This is a genomic window from Sporosarcina pasteurii (assembly GCF_041295575.1).
Taxonomy (GTDB): domain Bacteria; phylum Bacillota; class Bacilli; order Bacillales_A; family Planococcaceae; genus Sporosarcina; species Sporosarcina pasteurii.
Genome location: NZ_CP160452.1, coordinates 2,446,222 through 2,463,875, shown reverse-complemented (window position 1 = coordinate 2,463,875; position 17,654 = coordinate 2,446,222). Strand labels below are relative to the sequence as shown.

Sequence of the window (17,654 nt, the reverse complement as noted above, 5' to 3'; positions counted from 1 at the left end):
ATATTACCTCCTGGAAAATATTAATCGTTAATCAATAAAAAAGCCAGTTTCACTAGGAAACTGACTTGGATAGACTTATGTACAAAGCCGCCTCTGCCGTATTTATTTAGAAAGTTTTAAACCACACTTTTCCAAGTGGGTGCTTGCAGAAATCTTCCTGTTTGTCTTTACAAATAATGTGTAAAGCCTGCCATTCCAATTTCGATGTAAAACTCCCTTTTACTGTATAAAGGTTAAAACTTAATTGTAATACGAACAATGCAGCTTGTAACGTAAGTATACAGGAAGGAAAGGGAAAAGACAATAGGCGATGACCCGTTGATCATTCCATTGCTTCTAATTTAAATAAATTATATAATGAATGACAATCAGTCATTATGTTTGGAGGGGAAATTTGATGAGTAAAAAGGAGAACATCGTTCATGCAGCCATTCAGATGTTTCGAGAAAAAGGAATTGATAAAACAACTGTTTCTGATATTGTGAAAAATGCCGGCATTGCACAAGGCACTTTTTATTTATATTTTTCATCAAAGCTTGCTTTGATGCCTGCGATTGCAGAAGTGATGGTAGAAAAAACGATGGATATTGTGAAAGATACCGTGCAAGAGGATGCGCCATTTCAAGAGAAACTAGAACAATTAGTAGGGGCAATTTTTCTTGTTGCACGAGAGTATAATGAAATCCAAGCGCTGATTTATGCAGGGCTTGCGTCCACCGAACATTTAAAAGAGTGGGAAACTGTCTATGCTCCATTTTATCAATGGATCAGCGCACTCCTAATAGAAGCCGAACAAGCAAAAGTGGTTCGAGATACGATAAATATCGAGCGAACTTCCAAGCTATTAATTGGGCTAGTGGAATCTGCGGCTGAACAAGTGTATTTGTATGACGTGACCGATGAAACAGAAGTGAATCGTCAAAAAGAAGAAGTGTTGTTATTTTTGCTTCATGCATTAGGCGTAAAGCAATAAAGTATAAGGCTGGGGGCAAAGTTTAGAATGAACTCGTCCAGCCGGTAAGAATGGGATCGTGTAATAAAGATTTCCATTTTATTTTACAAACTAAGTGAATGACAATCAGTCACTAGAAGGTAGAGGGAGTTATTTTGGAGAAAAAATGGATATATGTCGCATTAACAAGCTTTTTTGAATTGGTATGGATATATGGATTTAATGTGGCAAGCAGTTGGTGGCATTGGATATTGATTGTAGTATTTATTTTTATAGACTTCCACTATTTAACGAAAGCATGTGAAGAACTACCGACAGGAACGGTTTATGCCATCTTTGCCGGAATTGGTACGGTCGGTACTGCGTTAATGGATGTTTTTTTATTTGGCGGCAGTTTAGGGTTTGGCAAAGTCGCGTTTATTATTATTTTAGTTATCGGTGTCATCGGATTAAATTTAGCCGATAAAGCTGATGAGGAAAAGAGAGAGAAAGGACTTGCATAGCAATGGGATGGTTGTTTGTATTTTTGGCTGCAATAAGTGAAGTCGTTGGGGTTATTGGTCTAAAAATGTTTAGTCAGAAAAAAACATGGCAAAATGGACTCATTTACGGGCTGGGTTTTGCTGCCTCGTTTGCCTTTTTATATGTTTCTTTTAAATATTTACAAGTTAGTATCGCTTATGCGGTTTGGATAGGGATTGGAACGGCAGGAGCAGTGCTTATTAACATGATTGTTTTTGATGAATCAAAAAGTATAGGAAGAATCATTAGTGTGGGACTTATCATTATTGGCGTCGTTGGATTAAAAGCCCTGTCATAAGTAGTCACTCGATTTTTAACTCCCGATATTCAACTTACGTGCATACGATAAAGAAAAGAGGGAGGAGAAGGAATGGGTTTATTTATGAATCCAGATAAAAACCCGAAAATATTCAAAAATGATGATGAACTCATTGAGCCAAATCAAAACATATTTCGGCAAGATAATATTGCAGAAATAATGAAAGCACAGCAAACAGCGAATGATAAATTATATAAATCGCTACAAGAAATCGAAAATACTTATAAAAAACAATCGAGAATACAGGCGAGGAGAATGGCAAACGTCCGTTATCATATCGAAGAATTGTATGATAACCAACAAAGGCGATCTGTTGACGATGAGCAAGCTGTAAAATCTATGGCTCAATTGCATGAGGAAAATAAGACGCTCTCTGAGAAAGTCGATCAACAAATCAACTTGCAAAAAGAAATGTCGGAGAAATTATCAAATCATGAAGCATTTCAAACAGAAGTGATCGAACGATTAGAAAATCAAGAAGCGTTGACGGAAAAAATATTAAGGAAGATTGATCATTTCCGTTCTATCTTATATGAACGGACCAATTATCTCAGCGAAAAAATTGGTACAGGATACGAAGCAACTTCCGCTTATATGACAAAGTTTATAAAAGTAAATGCATCATCTATAGCCGATGAACAGACAAAAGAACGTGAGAAAAGTATTGAATGAACAGAAACGTTAGGCACAAAATGCAAAATTGTGTCTAACGTTTTTTAGTTAGGAAGAATATTGATGGTGAACATTGGTCACCTTGGTTGAACTGTGTTATTTTGTAGTCGATCAGATTGGTCTAGTGCTGATTTCTAAGCATATAGATTGGGAAGAACTGTTACCATTAATAATGCACTTTATTTAGACGAGTTTGTCACTTATTTAGCTGTACTTCAGAAAGCATGCTATGAGAAGGAGAATGTCTAATGAATGTCTTACAAATAAAGAATGTAACGAAGCAGTTTGGTAGTTTCACTGCGTTAAACCAGATTAATCTTGAAGTGAATAAAGGTGAGGTTGTCGGATTTATCGGTCCGAATGGTGCCGGTAAATCGACAGCCATTCGTGTTTTGCTAGGCATATTGAAAGCAACTTCCGGTGACGCAAAGATTTTCGGGATGGATGCGTGGAAAGAGGCTGTAGACATTCATCAACGGATTGCATACGTTCCTGGAGATGTCAATTTATGGCCGAATTTAACGGGTGGTGAAGTAATCGATTTATTTATTAAGTTTCGAGGATCCAATCATAAATGTCGCAGAGATGAACTGATTCGAAGGTTCGATTTAGATCCGACGAAAAAATGCAGAACATATTCAAAAGGAAATCGCCAGAAAGTTGCTTTGATCTCAGCATTTGCATCTGATGCAGACTTGTATATTTTGGATGAACCAACATCTGGTCTGGACCCGCTAATGGAAAGAGTGTTTCAAGAATGTGTACTGGAAGCAAAAAGTGCAGGGAAAAGTGTATTGTTATCCAGCCATATTTTATCTGAGGTTGAACGTCTTTGTGATAAAGTGGTCATCATTCGAAAAGGAGAAATTATCGAATCAGGGTCTTTACAATCGTTACGTCATCTCACACGAATTATTCTTCAAGTTGAAACGAAGAAACCTATGCTTACTTTGAAGGAATTAGAAGGGGTTCACGATATTGAAGAAACAGATGGAGTATATACGGTGCATGTCGATAGCGAAAAATTAGACGAGGTTATGAGATTTGTTTCACTGCATGGCATTGTAAAATTGGAAACTGCACCGCCGACATTGGAAGATTTATTTATGCGCCATTATGAAGGTGCGAAACCATCTCCAGAATTAGGAGTAGGAGGTGTCTCTTAATGTTCAGACAACTATTTATGAATACAGGAGCGCTTTCATGTTTAATAGTAAGACGGGATCGGATTCGTATACCACTATGGCTTCTATCACTTACAGCAATTACAATTTTAGTCGCACAAACTTTTACGGAGATGTATTCAACTGCTGAAGAAAGACAGGCAATGGCTGAAACAATGTTAAATCCAGCGATGACTGCAATGGTTGGGCCGGCGTATGGAATCGATAACTATACGATTGGTGCAATGTTTGCCCATGAAATGCTTCTATTTACAGCGATTACATTTGGACTAATGAGTATTTTATTAGTTGTACGCCATACAAGAGCGGACGAAGAGGATGGGCGTATTGAAATGATTCGATCACTGCCGACGGGGCGACTGTCAACGCTCACTGCAACGATTACTGTTGTAAGCGGTGTCAATATACTTTTAGCAAATGTGATTGGTTTCAGCTTATATGCGCTTGGCATAGAGAGTATGGGATTAGAAGGTTCGCTTCTGTATGGTGCTGCTCTTGGCACAACTGGGATTCTATTTACGGCGGTGACTGCAATATTCGTTCAACTTTCCGAAAATTCTCGTGCGGCGATTGGATTTGCTTTCGCTACTTTAGGTATAGCGTATATTATTCGCGCAATCGGTGATATCGGTGATCATGTACTTTCGTGGTTTTCGCCATTAGGTTGGATTTTAGGAACTGAAGTGTATGTTAATAATTATTGGTGGCCTATTATGCTAGCAATAGGCGTGTCAATATTATTAACGATTGTTGCACTTTACTTGAATGCTTTTCGAGATTTAGGTGCGGGATTTATTGTAGCGAAGCCTGGAAAAGAGTATGCATCCCCTTTATTACAAAGTCCGTTTGGGCTTTATTTTAGGTTGCAACGTACAGGTTTAATTGCTTGGTCGATTGGTATGTTTATTTTAGGTGTGTCCTATGGTTCCGTATTAGGAGATTTGGAATTGTTTTTTGCGGATAATGAATTGTTAGGAGTCCTACTTTCCTCAGTCGATGGGTATTCATTAACCGAACAATTTTTACCAATGTTAATGTCAATAATGGCTATGATTGGCACAATACCGGCGATTATGGCGATGAATAAATTGATTGGGGAAGAAAAAAAGAATCGGACAGAACAATTACTCAGTCTAGCAGTATCGCGTAGGCAAATGATTGGAAGTTCGCTAGCGATTTCAGTATTGGTAAGTTTTGTGATGATAACTTTTGCTATAATTGGACTTTGGTCTGCGGGAAGTGTGGTTATGGAAGAAGAAATTTCTTTTGGCACTTTTTATAATGCTGGAATCGTTTATTTCCCGGCAATGCTTGTCATGATAAGTTTAGCGATATTTCTTATAGGAGTATTTCCAAAGTTTACGAGTTTTAGTTGGGGATACTTAGTCTATTCTTTTATAGTTGTCTATTTAGGAAATTTACTCGGTGTACCTAATTGGATGAATAATATTTCGCCATTTGGACATATTCCTCAAATACCTGTAGAAGACATGGACTATATGAAAATAAGTAGTATTGTGCTTGTTGCTGTTGTACTCACAGTCATAGGATTCATTGGCTATCGACAAAGGGATATTGCAGGATAATCAAATTGTCTGTGAAGTACTTTCAGAGGCGATTAATATAGGAGTTTATTTATTTTCAATTAGTTTAAATCAAAATGACGAGTCAGATATATCCAAATCGATAGAAAATAGTGTATACTTATTGGAAGATTTCAAGTTGAAAAAGGAGAGAGAAAGTTGCCGATAAATATTCCGAAAGCTTTACCAGCACGTCGATTATTAAAGCAAGAAAAAATATTTGTAATGGATGAAGAACGTGCGTCAACTCAAGATATTCGTCCGCTAAACATCACGATATTAAATTTAATGCCGGAGAAGGAACGGACGGAATTACAGCTTTTACGTCTTTTAGGAAATACACCTCTTCAAGTCAATGTAACATTTTTACATACAGCGACCCACGAATCGAAAAATATTAGTAAATCACATTTAGACAATTTTTATGAGACTTTTGAAGATGTGAAAAATCGTCGTTTTGATGGACTCATTATTACCGGGGCACCAATCGAGCATTTACGTTTTGAGGATGTGAATTACTGGGAAGAGTTAACGAACATTATGGAATGGTCAAAAGACAATGTGACGTCTGTTTTACATATTTGCTGGGGCGCACAGGCGGCACTTTATTATCATTATGGCATTAATAAATTCCCATTGGAAAAAAAGTGTTCGGGTGTCTATCAACATCAGTTAACTGACCCAACTATAGAGCTAGTGAGAGGTTTTAATGATGAATTTAACGTCCCCCATTCTAGGTATACAGACGTTTCAATGAAAGAAATTAAAGAACATCCTGAGCTTAAATTACTTGCACATTCAAAAGATGCGGGCGCATTCATGATTATGTCTGAGAATGGAAAGCATATTATGCTTACAGGACATTTAGAATATGATGCGGGGACACTGGGAGAAGAATATGAACGTGATATAAATAAAGGATTAACAATCGACGTACCGGAAAATTATTTCCCAAATGATGATCCGACGAAACAACCGTTAAATACGTGGCGATCTCATACGCATTTACTTTTTTCAAATTGGCTTAATTATTATGTCTATCAACAAACGCCTTTTGAGTGGAAATAAATTGGAAAAGAGATATGCCCATAATAGGAGCATATCCCTTTGTTTTTATTTAGGAACTGAAAACGTACAAGTCACTTCGGTCAAAGTGAGCTACATTTAGACCTTGAGCGCTTTTCGTATGAGTTCCTCGGTAACAACCATTGTTGAATTATGTTATTAAAATTCGTATTATCGAATTATCATTATAGAAAGTTTTTCTTTCTAAACCGCGGTAATTGTTCCACTGGGGAGTTTTCTTACCTTAAACAACGTAAGCCCTACCTACTCTTACGTCCTTACGACCCCTAAGTCGCGCCAGTGTGAATAAGAATCTTCAAAAACATTCCGTAGAATGCCAGAGTATCAAGTATTGTATGCTACCATTTCTAACAATACTTTATTATACCTTATCTATAGCGAAAAGTCTAGAGGGGAAATTCTATTCGACTAAATCAAAGTCATTTCGGTTTTTATTTCCATTAAAGTATATTAAACTATTTATATAGACATAGAAGTCGAGTAAATTGATGAGAAGGAGGCGTTATGATTGGCTTATGTCATTACAGGAGCATGTATTACAGAAAAAGCCGCAGATTGTGTTCTCGTTTGTCCAGTAGATTGTATTGAAGAAGGAGAAGATCAATACTTTATCGATCCAGATGTTTGTATTGATTGCGGTGCTTGTGTGGCTGCTTGTCCAGTAGACGCAATTTACCACGAAGAAGATTTACTAGATGAAGATCTGCCGTTTTTGGAAAAAGCAAAGTCATTTTATAATATTGCATAATTCTCGAAAAGGTACACGACAATTGTCCGTGTACTCTTTTTTATTATCGGAGTAAAAACACCAATCGTTAGCAGTTCAGTCTCTACACAAGATTGGTGTTTTTTGTTGTGTTCATAGGATGGTCCATTCTCGCCTTTCCGCGATTGTTTGGAGTTTCGGTTCGGGTTGAACGGCGACAGGATTGCCGACTAAGCTTAAGACCGATAAGTCAGAGTAGCTATCTGCATAAGCAAAACTGTTTTGCCAATCTATTTTCTTACCGTGTAAGACTTGTTGGATTTTCTCGTTTTTCCTAGTTCCTTGAATATGATAAATTGGCGATTTTGAAGTAATTTTCCCATTCGCAACGGGGATATCTGTCCCAATAATCGTGTCAAAAGGCAAACCTTGAACAGCTGTATGTAGTAAAGGCGTATATGCACCCGATACCAACATCATATAAAAATCGTCAGAAGCATGTTCTTTTACTTTGGCAACAATTGCTTCGTTGAAGTCTTCGCGCATTTTTTGTGCAATTTGTTCAAAGTAAATATCAACTTCTTCGATTGTTAGTTCGTTTAATGCATTTAAGTAAATCTGCATAGAACGTTCGCGCATTTTCTCGGTTGGATAGATTTTTGCTTTGCTCGCAATATATGGTGGTAAAATTGTTCGCATAAATTGAGGATATCTTTTGCGGTATAAAGGATGTTCTTTTAAATGGTCCATCATAATTTGGTACGTTTCTTTTGAATATAAAGTTCCATCAAAGTCGAATATTGCTACGCGCATCTGCTTCACCCATTCTTTCATAAAATAATGATAACTTAAATGATACCTTGTTTATTTGACTACCGCAATGATCTAATTGTTGGTTTACGATAAAAAAGCCAAGCTTTTACGCTTGGCTTGAATATTATCATTGTAAATTCGTTGGCGGGGGCATACTAGGTTGACCTTGACTCGTCGTATAAGCATTTAACAGGCCTTGCATATCTTCCGGTGCGAGTTGTGGTACTTGATAATAATGATGTTTATTTTGGTAAATGGATAATTCATATGCCATTTCAATACAGTTTGGTATGGAATCAGCAAGTACACGGCGCAGCACAGGGTTACAAGTTTCGAGCGCAGCAGCTGCACGCGCAGTTGCTCCTGTTTTCGCAGAACTAAGCAAAAAGCCGGAAATCATTTCATCTGAAATTTCAGCGCCTGGTTGCATTGGGGATTTAGGCTGGGTCGACTTCATCCCATAAACAAAATCATTTTCTTGTTTCATCATATACGTACCGGTTGGGTGAGATGGGTCTTTCCCCGTTTTAAAAGCTTCCACGGTAATATTATATTCGTCTAACGAAAACCGGTGTTGGCGATCCAAAATATCGAGTAGTTCAGGGTCTTTGACATGCGGACGTAAAATCATTGCTTGGTTTAATGCTCCGATTGTTGCGGATAATACTTCATGTACATCAAATAGTTCGTGTCCTCCGTGGTTCATTTGTGGGGGGACATACCCTGTTTGCATATTTTGAGGCTGTTTGTTCGGTTCGGTATGCATATTTTAATGATCCTCCTGTTGTCACTTCATTTTTGTAGCGTACTTAGTATGGTTGAGGGATGTAGAAATATGTGTGTATGAACAGGAAAAATCATTATCTGAAATTACTATTCTAGAGAAACATCTTTTAATCCTTATTCAAATGACTAAGGCTAGATTGGAAAATTTCTAAATCAGGATAAAGGATTAAAATCGGAAGAAAAGTATAAACAACGAGCAATAGTAAGTTCGCATAAAAAAATTTTCGAACACACTTTTTAAAACTCAAATGTTCCCCTTCTTTCATTGATTTAGTTTAGAAAATGTACACTCAGTTTTAGTCTATGCGAACGCCCAAGAAAAGTTATACAAAATTTAATTATTTATGTGAAAAAGTATCTGAGATAAACTTGAAAAACATTTACAATCGATTTCCTGGGCGATGATGCATATTAAACTTGCTAAATTAATAAACATAGAAAAGAATGCTTTTTTAATAGGAAAGGCAGATGATGTAATTGCAAATTCATGTTGTGCAAAGAGGACAAAGTTTATATCGGATTGCGAGAGCATACGGCATCTCTCCCGAAGAGATTGCGACGGCAAATGAAATTCCGGATCCTTCCCAACTCGTAACTGGGCAAGCGCTCGTCATTCCAATCGAAGGAAGTTATCACGTCGTTCAACCAGGGCAGTCGTTATATATAATAGGAAATTTATATGGCATCAGCTATCAAGAGTTAGCTAGGATAAACGGCATATCAACAAATGCGATATTACAAGTTGGGCAGCAATTAAGAATTCCTGAGAAACAAAAGCGTCCAATCAACAGTTTTTTATACGTAGAGCCTAGAACGCCTGTCGCTCAGTCGATGATTGATGAAGTGAGAAATCGTGTAGGGGATTTAACTTTTCTAGGCATGTTTAGTTATCAAGTAAATCGCGATGGCTCAGTAACTCCTCCTTCTACGGCGAATATTTTGCAAATCGCAGATGAGGCAGGGGTCACGAATGCGCTAGTTGTCAGTAATCTAGAAGATTTTGCGTTTAGTGCTGATTTAGCGCGTGCAATTTTTAACGATGACGCAGCTCAAAATCAGTTGTTCGGAAATTTAATTCAAATTGCGAATGATGAAGGATACGGGGATATTCACTTTGATTTCGAGCTACTTTATCCCGAAGATCGCGAGCTATATACTAATTTTCTACGTAAAGCCCGGGACCGTTTCCGAATGGCTGGTTTACGAATATCGGCTGCTGTCGCTCCTAAAGCCTCCGATATCACAACTGGAATTTACGGTGCACATGATTATGCAGCAATAGGAGAAATATTGGATTATGTTATGATTATGACTTACGAATGGGGATATACGTTTAGTGACCCCCAAGCGGTAAGTCCAATACAACCTGTCCGAAGTGTCATGAACTATGCGGCAAGTGTCATACCGAACGAAAAGATTTTTTTAGGTCAAAATTTATATGGGTATGATTGGACATTCCCGTTTCCTCCCCAAGGAGGCCCGCCTGCTCGTGCAATCAGTCCACAACAAGCCATTCAAATCGCCTTGCAAAACGGGGCGGAGATTCAATATGATTTTCAAGCGCAAGCACCTTTTTTCCAATATACAGACGCTGCTGGGGTTTTACACGAAGTCTGGTTCGAAGATGCAAGAAGCATCCAAGCGAAATTTGATTTAATGAATGAACTGGGACTTGGCGGCATCATGTATTGGAAGTTAGGCCTTTCGTTCCCGCAAAATTGGCTGTTACTTAATGATAATTTTACGATAATCAAATTATGAACATAAAAATCTCTTACTACACTTTGTAAGTGAGAGATTTTTTAGTGCTTGGAAATGGCGTATAAAGTGCAATGATATAAGGAGAAATATTTGGGAATTGAGGGATAGTTTCCACTTATTCTACAACTAGGTTGACAGCGGGCAACGCGCAATTTAATATATGTTTAACTACTTAATGTTAAAGGTGTGTGTTCAAATGAGAAGTAATATGATTAAAATCGGTGTTGACCGTGCTCCTCACCGAAGTCTTTTATACGCAACAGGAAAAGTGAAGCCGAAAGATTTAGAAAAGCCGTTTATTGGTGTTTGTAACTCATACATAGATATTATTCCAGGCCATGTTCATTTACGAGAGTTTGCTGATATTGTAAAAGAAGCAATTGTTGAAGCAGGTGGGATACCTTTCGAGTTTAATACAATCGGTGTGGATGATGGGATTGCAATGGGGCATATTGGTATGCGTTATTCATTGCCAAGTCGTGAACTCATTGCAGACTCAGCGGAAACGGTTATTAATGCGCACTGGTTTGATGGTGTATTTTACATTCCAAACTGTGACAAAATTACGCCAGGCATGCTGATGGCTGCTGCTCGTACGAATGTTCCCTCTGTTTTTGTATCAGGTGGACCGATGGAAGCAGGAATTAGCTCAACGGGGCAACAAATCTCCTTAACATCAGTATTTGAAGGGGTAGGCGCCCATAAATCTGGGAAAATGTCTGCCGAGGAATTACTAGATATTGAAATGAATGCTTGTCCAACATGCGGATCTTGTTCGGGGATGTTTACAGCGAATTCTATGAACTGTTTAATGGAAATGCTAGGCGTGACACTTCCAGGCAACGGTACAATTGTGGCAACAAGTGAAAAGCGTAAAGAATTAGTCCGCGAAGCAGCAAAACATTTAGTTCGTATGATTAAAGAAGACGTGAAACCACGAGATATCATTACGAAAGAAGCAATCGATGATGCATTTGCACTCGATATGGCAATGGGTGGCTCTACAAATACAGTTCTTCACACATTAGCCATAGCAAATGAAGCAGGCATTGACTATGATTTAGCAGATATTAATAAAATCGCCGCTAAAGTTCCATATTTAGCGAAAATCATGCCGGCATCTGATATTTCAATGGATGATATTAATAAAGCTGGTGGTGTCGAAGCAATAATTAATGAGCTCACGAAAATTCCAGGGGCAATTCATCCAGAAAGAATGACAGTGACTGGTAAAACGATGGGTGAACTTGTTGGAGAACACGAGATTACGAACACCGAAGTGATTCGTACGAAAGACAATCCATATAGTCCGGTCGGCGGATTATCGGTACTTTACGGTAACCTTGCTCCAGAAGGATCTGTCATCAAAGTAGGGGCAGTGGACTCATCTATCCAAACATTCACAGGCGAAGCGATTGTTTTCAATTCACAAGATGAAGCACAAGAAGCAATCGATAACGGAACAGTACAAGCAGGTCACGTTGTCGTCATTCGCTACGAGGGACCTAAAGGCGGACCCGGCATGCCGGAAATGCTTGCGCCAACATCTGCGATTATGGGACGAGGACTTGGAACAGAAGTAGCGCTGATTACAGATGGACGCTTTAGTGGTGCATCACGCGGCATCTCAATTGGACATATTTCACCTGAAGCAGCTGAAGGCGGTCCAATCGCTTTAGTTGAAGATGGGGATATAATCGAGATTGATTTACCAAGCCGGACAATGAACGTTAAGATTTCGGATGAAGAATTAGCGAAGCGACAAGAAAACTTAAAACCATTCGAGCCGAAAATTAAAAAAGGATGGTTAGCAAGGTATTCTAAACTGGTTACGAATGCCTCAAAAGGCGGTATTATGAGTATCTAGTATTGAGAGTTTAGTAGGCGAACCTGCTAAAGTAGAAAACACACACACGATGTTATTTTTATAAATTATTATATAAGGTGAAGGGAAGTGTAAATTTCCCTTCGCCTTTTCTTATGTGAAAAATCTTGCGAATTATCATTCGGATGAAGACATTGAATTATAAGAAAGTTATGAGTACAATGGAAGGGAGAGGTGGGAAAACTTTGAAAAAAGATTTGAGAATTAATAGTAAAGTATTTAGCGAGGGTACGAAAAGAGCCCCGAACCGTGCAATGTTAAGAGCCGTTGGATTGACAGATGAAGGATTTGAAAAGCCAATGGTAGGAATTGCAAGTACATGGAGTGAAGTAACACCGTGTAACGTACATATTGATAAACTAGCAATTGCAGCGAAAAAAGGTGCAGAAGCTGCAGGTGCAGTGCCGATGATTTTTAATACGATCACGATTGCAGACGGTATTTCAATGGGAACGAGCGGAATGCGTTATTCATTGCCAAGTCGCGATGTCATTGCAGACTCGATTGAAACCGTCGTGGGCGGAGAAAATTTAGATGGCTTAGTCGCAATTGGCGGCTGTGATAAAAATATGCCGGGTTGTATGATTGCGATTGCCAATGCTGAAGTCCCATCTATCTTCGTTTATGGTGGAACGATTGCTGCAGGGAAATTACGCGGAGAGAGTATTGATCTTGTATCTGTTTTTGAAGGTGTTGGTCAATTAAATAGCGGTCAAATCGATGAAGAAGAGCTTAATCGTATTGAATGTAACGCTTGTCCTGGAGCAGGTTCATGCGGTGGAATGTACACTGCAAATACGATGTCCTCAGCGATTGAAGCGATGGGGATGAGTTTGCCAGGAAGCTCTTCAAACCCAGCTGAATCAGCGGAAAAACTTGCTGATGTTGAAGAGGCAGGGCATGCACTGTATAACTTGATGGAACAGGGGATTTATCCGAAAGATATTATGACAAAAGAAGCGTTTGAAAATGCGATTACGGTTGTCATGACATTAGGCGGTTCGACGAATGCAGTGTTACACTTATTAGCAATGGCTCATGCAATCGACGTAGATTTAACGATGGATGATTTCGACCGTATTCAAAAGAAAACGCCGCATCTCGCGGATTTAAGACCGAGCGGAAAATACGTCATGGAAGACTTGCATCGCATTGGTGGTGTTCAAGCAGTGATGAAAATGTTACTTGAAGCAGGTTACTTACATGGCGATTGCTTAACGGTAACAGGTAAAACAGTTGCTGAAAACTTACAAGAAGCTCCTGATTTAGCAGTTGGACAAAAAATTATTAGGCCAATTGATCAAGCATTTAGTAAAGAAGGTCCTTTAGTCATATTGAAAGGAAATCTATCTCCAAATGGTGCGGTCGCAAAAATGTCTGGCGTGTCCGTCACAGAACATACTGGACCAGCACGTGTCTTTAATACAGAAGAAGCAGCGACGGAAGCTGTCATGAATGATGAAATTCAAGCAGGAGATGTACTCGTAATTCGCCACGTTGGACCAAAAGGCGGACCGGGAATGCCGGAAATGTTATCGATTTCTGGAATTCTTGTTGGAAAAGGATTAGGCGAGAAAGTTGCTTTACTAACGGATGGTAGATTTTCAGGAGGAACACATGGATTAGTTGTCGGTCATATTGCTCCAGAAGCGCAAGATGGCGGTCCGATTGCCTTTATTCGAGATGAAGATGAAATTACAATTAACTCGATTACACAGGAAATTAAAGTGGCTGTATCCGAAGAAGAATTTGAAGTACGGAAAAAAGATTGGGTAGCCCCACCACTGCAGACAAAAGGTATACTTGGAAAGTATGCACATACCGTATCTTGTGCATCGGTCGGCGCGGTGACGGATTTTTATAAGAAATCTTCTAGAGAAAAACAGCCTACCTATCAATAGGTAATAAGCAGCTCTATTATGGGCTGCTTATTTTATTGGTAAAAAAATATTATGAATATGTAGACGCTGGATAAGGAATTGGAAGAAAAAATGTAAAATTCTAGTGAAATAGCGTCAATAAAACGATTTTATCCAACATCACATGCTATACTTGATATTACTGATTTTTTTGAATGAAAAGGGAGTTGTAAATAATGGTTAAAGCTATATTTTTCGATTTAGACGATACGTTATTATGGGACAAAAAAAGTGTAAAAACTGCATTTGAAAAAACATGTCAAACGGCATCTGAACGCCACTCGCTAGATGTAGGGAAGTTAGAAGAAGCTGTGCGTGAAGAAGCTCGTCAATTATATGCGACGTATGAAACCTATGACTTTACAAAAATGATTGGCATTAATCCATTTGAAGGATTGTGGGGCACATTTGACGATGAAGGAGATTCTTTTCAAAAGATGAAAGAAATCGTTCCGACGTATCGCCAAAATGCTTGGACAGGTGGATTGAAGCGTATGGGCATTGATGATGCCACGTTTGGAAAAGAACTCGCAGAACTGTTTGTAGAAAATCGAAAAGATAGCCCATTTATCTACGAAGAAACTTTCAGTGTGTTGGATAAATTAAAAGAAGATTATCAGTTGGTACTCATTACAAACGGATCACCAAGTTTGCAACAGACAAAATTAGATATTACGCCTGAACTCGTTCCTTATTTCGACCATATTATTATTTCGGGGGGGTTCGGCGTTGGGAAACCGGATCGCTCAATTTTCGAGCATGCACTCGATCTTTGTCAGTTAAAGCCAGAGGAAGCGTTAATGGTCGGAGATAATCGAATGACAGATATTTTAGGTGCAAACCAAACCGGTATTCCATCTGTCTGGATAAACCGGGAAAATGATGCGGCAATTGAAGAAGTGACGCCGACCTATGAAATTAAGCACTTGGATGAGCTATATACAATTCTAAATCAACCAATTGTTCAGTAGAGAAGGCTTTCCGTTAATAAGCTTCAATAAAAGCAGGTAGAATTCGCTTCTATCTGCTTTTTGGGCGCTTAAAAGTATGCAACGCATTTTGGAAAGTACTCAATGTTTTGCCGAAAGAACACAACGTTCTCCGGAAAAAAACCAGCACTCCCTTGAAAATACGTAACACATCTCAGGAGTTCTCTCTCAAATAAAAAATCCCTCGCATGTGTATGTCCACCACATGCTGAGGGATTAGCATCAGCTATTAATCTTACAATTGAATTGCAGTCACGTCAGAAATATCTTCTAATTCTTTTAGTTGGTTAACATTATAACCGTCGACATATTTATCAATAGTCAGCATCATAATGGCATCTCCACCAATATTATCTCGTCCAACTTGCATCGTTGCAATATTAATATTCGATTTCGCTAGTAAAGTTCCAACACGACCAATCGCCCCGGGCTGGTCTTTATGTTTAATGAAAATTAAATTCCCTTCTGGAACAACGTCAACGTAATATTTATCTACCTTAACGATGCGTCCACCTAAACCATTCAATAATGTTCCTGAAACACTTCGCGTCCCGTTTTTCGTTCTCGCTTCTACTGTTAATAAATTGGTAAAACCTTTTGTCGTAGAGGTTTTATATTCATTTACGACAATCCCAATTTGGTCTGCTAAATATTTGGCATTGACGTCATTGACATGGTCGCCTAGATTTCCTTTTAACAATCCTTTTAATGTATTACGTGTTAAAGGACGGACATCGAAGCCTGCTAAATCTCCGTAATAGTGAATTGTAATTTGCTCAACAATCCCATCAATTAATTGGGAAACAAAAGCCCCTAATTTCTCCGCTAAATCAAAGAAAGGTCCAACTTTGCCCATCACTTCTTTGGACACGGAAGGGAGGTTTACTGGATTTTGCACAAGTCCTCCATTTAAAAAGCTAACAACATCTGCGCTTACGTCAATCGCAACACTTTCTTGAGCTTCGATTGTACTAGCAGCTAAATGCGGTGTCGCAATTACTTGAGGAAGTGTCAGTAATTTATGATCAACAAAAGGCTCTACTTCAAATACATCGAGCGCAGCACCAGCAACTTTTCCTCTTACAATAGCATCGTATAATGCATCTTCATTTACAATTCCACCGCGTGCACAATTAATCAGTTGTACGCCGTCTTTCATCATTTCAAAAGCTTCTTCATCGATTAAGTTTCTTGTTTCTTTCAATAAAGGTGTATGAATAGAAATAAAATCAGCTTGGTTTAGGACTTCTTCAAGTGTCCCTTTCGTAATCCCAAGTTTATGCGCTTTTTCTTCTGTTAGAAATGGGTCGTATGCAAGAACATGCATTCTTTGACCTTTAGCTCTTGCTGCAACTTCAGTGCCAATTCGGCCAAGTCCTACAATCCCAAGTGTTTTGTTTTTAATCTCAACTCCGAGAAATGACTTTCTATCCCAAATTTGATTTTTTAGGGATAGAAACGCTTGCGGAATCTTTCGTGCAAGTGCTGATAACATAGCCATTGTATGTTCTGCTGCAGAGTTTGTATTGCCATCCGGAGCGTTTACAACGATAATTCCATGCTCTGTTGCAGCTTCCAAATCGATATTATCAACACCAACCCCAGCGCGGCCAATAATTTTCAAGTTAGGTGCATTTTCAATTACTTCACGGGTCACAGTCGTTTGACTACGAATTAGAAGTGCATCGTAATCCTGTATCATTGCAATTAGGTCATTTGGAGATAGTTCTGTTTCTATTGTAATTTCAAGGTTCTCCGATTGTCTTAGTGGGAAAATCCCTTCTTCACTTAATGGGTCTGTAATTAATACTCTAAAAGTCATTTGTCGATAGCCTCCTGAATATAGAAATGTTGTGCCGTAGCAGTTTCGGCGAATAATGATTGTTGTAAAAGATAATCCGTAATCCAATTTTCATACCATTAATTGTTAGCGATACATCCGTAGGGAAAGCGATGACCTTTATGGCCAATGCAGACAACTTTGTTGCTTGACTTGTTGTTTCTCAAATATGTAAACTTTATCAATCTACTAACATGTTAAAAACTCCCTTCAATGGAAAATAAAAAAGTCCTCCACCCCTTACAAAAAATCGTAAGGGGCGAAAGACTGAAAATACTCACGCGGTACCACCCTTTTTTGCCAACTATAAATAAGTGGCCTCAAAGAACAATGCATAACGTGCATGACCCGGATAGACCTACTTAAGTTCAGTCTACCTATTCAGGAGTGCTCTTTTACACAAAATCACTAGTTTTCACCACCCACTAGCTCTCTGAAGATTTAGGAATGTAAAATATATCTCCATCAAAATAATTAGAATAATAGTTTTAATGTGACCTATCATACTTAATAAAAAATAAAAAGTCAAATGTTTTTTAGAGAAATCTTTAAAAGACACTGAAATATAGGTTAAAAGACGAATGATTTTTCATTAACTACTAAAAACGTTTGCTTTTATTCACGTTTAGCATTATTC

Annotated in this window: 15 protein-coding genes, 1 other RNA gene and 1 other annotated feature; of the genes, 12 read left to right on the top strand and 4 right to left on the bottom strand. The window is 38.5% G+C overall.

Annotation, left to right across the window (positions count from 1 at the left end; translation table 11 throughout):
- Positions 1–80: 80 nt before the first annotated feature.
- A non-coding RNA gene (gene ssrS / locus AB1H92_RS11690) (6S RNA) lies at positions 81–270 on the bottom strand.
- Positions 271–394: 124 nt separating this feature from the next.
- Between ssrS and AB1H92_RS11685 the strand changes: the two genes are divergently transcribed.
- The 8 genes from AB1H92_RS11685 (at position 395) to AB1H92_RS11650 (ending at position 7,066) form a co-directional block, all read left to right on the top strand.
- Positions 395–973 (top strand): TetR family transcriptional regulator, encoded by a 579-nt coding sequence (locus AB1H92_RS11685; RefSeq protein ID WP_115362518.1) that lies wholly within the window; start codon positions 395–397, stop codon positions 971–973.
- A 134-nt stretch (positions 974–1,107) separates the two neighbouring features.
- Positions 1,108–1,455, top strand: a complete 348-nt coding sequence (locus tag AB1H92_RS11680) for a multidrug efflux SMR transporter (RefSeq protein ID WP_115362516.1) — start codon at positions 1,108–1,110, stop codon at positions 1,453–1,455.
- Positions 1,456–1,457: 2 nt separating this feature from the next.
- The gene (locus AB1H92_RS11675; RefSeq protein ID WP_115362514.1) at positions 1,458–1,772 is read left to right on the top strand and encodes a multidrug efflux SMR transporter; all 315 of its coding nucleotides are present in this window, start codon (positions 1,458–1,460) and stop codon (positions 1,770–1,772) included.
- A gap of 72 nt (positions 1,773–1,844) precedes the next feature.
- The gene (locus AB1H92_RS11670) at positions 1,845–2,465 is read left to right on the top strand and encodes a hypothetical protein (RefSeq protein WP_115362512.1); all 621 of its coding nucleotides are present in this window, start codon (positions 1,845–1,847) and stop codon (positions 2,463–2,465) included.
- A gap of 248 nt (positions 2,466–2,713) precedes the next feature.
- The gene (locus AB1H92_RS11665) at positions 2,714–3,631 is read left to right on the top strand and encodes an ABC transporter ATP-binding protein (RefSeq protein ID WP_115362510.1); all 918 of its coding nucleotides are present in this window, start codon (positions 2,714–2,716) and stop codon (positions 3,629–3,631) included.
- Entirely contained in the window at positions 3,631–5,235 is a 1,605-nt protein-coding gene (locus AB1H92_RS11660; protein WP_115362508.1) for an ABC transporter permease, read from the top strand. Before AB1H92_RS11665 ends, AB1H92_RS11660 begins: the two co-directional genes overlap by 1 nt.
- A gap of 156 nt (positions 5,236–5,391) precedes the next feature.
- Positions 5,392–6,300 carry a homoserine O-succinyltransferase gene (gene metA, locus AB1H92_RS11655; protein WP_115362506.1) on the top strand — a complete coding sequence of 303 codons (909 nt, stop codon included), beginning with the start codon at positions 5,392–5,394 and terminating at the stop codon, positions 6,298–6,300.
- 526 nt (positions 6,301–6,826) lie between these two features.
- Entirely contained in the window at positions 6,827–7,066 is a 240-nt protein-coding gene (locus tag AB1H92_RS11650; protein WP_115362504.1) for a 4Fe-4S binding protein, read from the top strand.
- A 111-nt stretch (positions 7,067–7,177) separates the two neighbouring features.
- On the opposite strand, the gene AB1H92_RS11645 is transcribed toward AB1H92_RS11650, so the two are convergent.
- Positions 7,178–7,837, bottom strand: coding sequence for an HAD family phosphatase (locus AB1H92_RS11645; protein ID WP_115362502.1), 660 nt, complete (start codon positions 7,835–7,837; stop codon positions 7,178–7,180).
- Between the two features lie 127 nt (positions 7,838–7,964).
- Complete coding sequence (locus AB1H92_RS11640) at positions 7,965–8,603, bottom strand: spore coat protein (RefSeq protein ID WP_115362500.1); 639 nt, start codon at positions 8,601–8,603, stop codon at positions 7,965–7,967.
- 497 nt (positions 8,604–9,100) lie between these two features.
- Between AB1H92_RS11640 and AB1H92_RS11635 the strand changes: the two genes are divergently transcribed.
- The 4 genes from AB1H92_RS11635 to AB1H92_RS11620 all read left to right on the top strand — a co-directional run bounded on the left by AB1H92_RS11635 (position 9,101) and on the right by AB1H92_RS11620 (position 15,159).
- Positions 9,101–10,384: a LysM peptidoglycan-binding domain-containing protein gene (locus AB1H92_RS11635; RefSeq protein ID WP_115362498.1), complete on the top strand. Its 1,284-nt coding sequence runs from the start codon at positions 9,101–9,103 to the stop codon at positions 10,382–10,384.
- Between the two features lie 196 nt (positions 10,385–10,580).
- Positions 10,581–12,251, top strand: coding sequence for a dihydroxy-acid dehydratase (gene ilvD / locus AB1H92_RS11630; RefSeq protein WP_115362496.1), 1,671 nt, complete (start codon positions 10,581–10,583; stop codon positions 12,249–12,251).
- 203 nt (positions 12,252–12,454) lie between these two features.
- Complete coding sequence (gene ilvD / locus AB1H92_RS11625) at positions 12,455–14,170, top strand: dihydroxy-acid dehydratase (RefSeq protein WP_115362494.1); 1,716 nt, start codon at positions 12,455–12,457, stop codon at positions 14,168–14,170.
- Positions 14,171–14,364: 194 nt separating this feature from the next.
- The gene (locus AB1H92_RS11620) at positions 14,365–15,159 is read left to right on the top strand and encodes an HAD family hydrolase (protein WP_115362492.1); all 795 of its coding nucleotides are present in this window, start codon (positions 14,365–14,367) and stop codon (positions 15,157–15,159) included.
- Between the two features lie 253 nt (positions 15,160–15,412).
- On the opposite strand, the gene serA is transcribed toward AB1H92_RS11620, so the two are convergent.
- Positions 15,413–16,999 (bottom strand): phosphoglycerate dehydrogenase, encoded by a 1,587-nt coding sequence (gene serA / locus AB1H92_RS11615; protein ID WP_115362490.1) that lies wholly within the window; start codon positions 16,997–16,999, stop codon positions 15,413–15,415.
- 270 nt (positions 17,000–17,269) lie between these two features.
- Positions 17,270–17,495: a binding site (T-box leader), on the bottom strand.
- Between the last annotated feature and the right edge of the window lie 159 nt (positions 17,496–17,654).

Excerpts from the sequence above, each read along its gene's own strand:
- AB1H92_RS11645 (WP_115362502.1), bottom strand. The coding sequence starts at position 7,837 with ATGCGCGTAGCAATATTCGACTTTGATGGAACTTTATATTCAAAAGAA.
- AB1H92_RS11675 (WP_115362514.1), top strand. The coding sequence starts at position 1,458 with ATGGGATGGTTGTTTGTATTTTTGGCTGCAATAAGTGAAGTCGTTGGG.
- AB1H92_RS11660 (WP_115362508.1), top strand. The coding sequence starts at position 3,631 with ATGTTCAGACAACTATTTATGAATACAGGAGCGCTTTCATGTTTAATA.
- AB1H92_RS11620 (WP_115362492.1), top strand. The coding sequence starts at position 14,365 with ATGGTTAAAGCTATATTTTTCGATTTAGACGATACGTTATTATGGGAC.
- serA (WP_115362490.1), bottom strand. The coding sequence starts at position 16,999 with ATGACTTTTAGAGTATTAATTACAGACCCATTAAGTGAAGAAGGGATT.
- ilvD (WP_115362496.1), top strand. The coding sequence starts at position 10,581 with ATGAGAAGTAATATGATTAAAATCGGTGTTGACCGTGCTCCTCACCGA.
- AB1H92_RS11665 (WP_115362510.1), top strand. The coding sequence starts at position 2,714 with ATGAATGTCTTACAAATAAAGAATGTAACGAAGCAGTTTGGTAGTTTC.
- AB1H92_RS11640 (WP_115362500.1), bottom strand. The coding sequence starts at position 8,603 with ATGCATACCGAACCGAACAAACAGCCTCAAAATATGCAAACAGGGTAT.
- AB1H92_RS11670 (WP_115362512.1), top strand. The coding sequence starts at position 1,845 with ATGGGTTTATTTATGAATCCAGATAAAAACCCGAAAATATTCAAAAAT.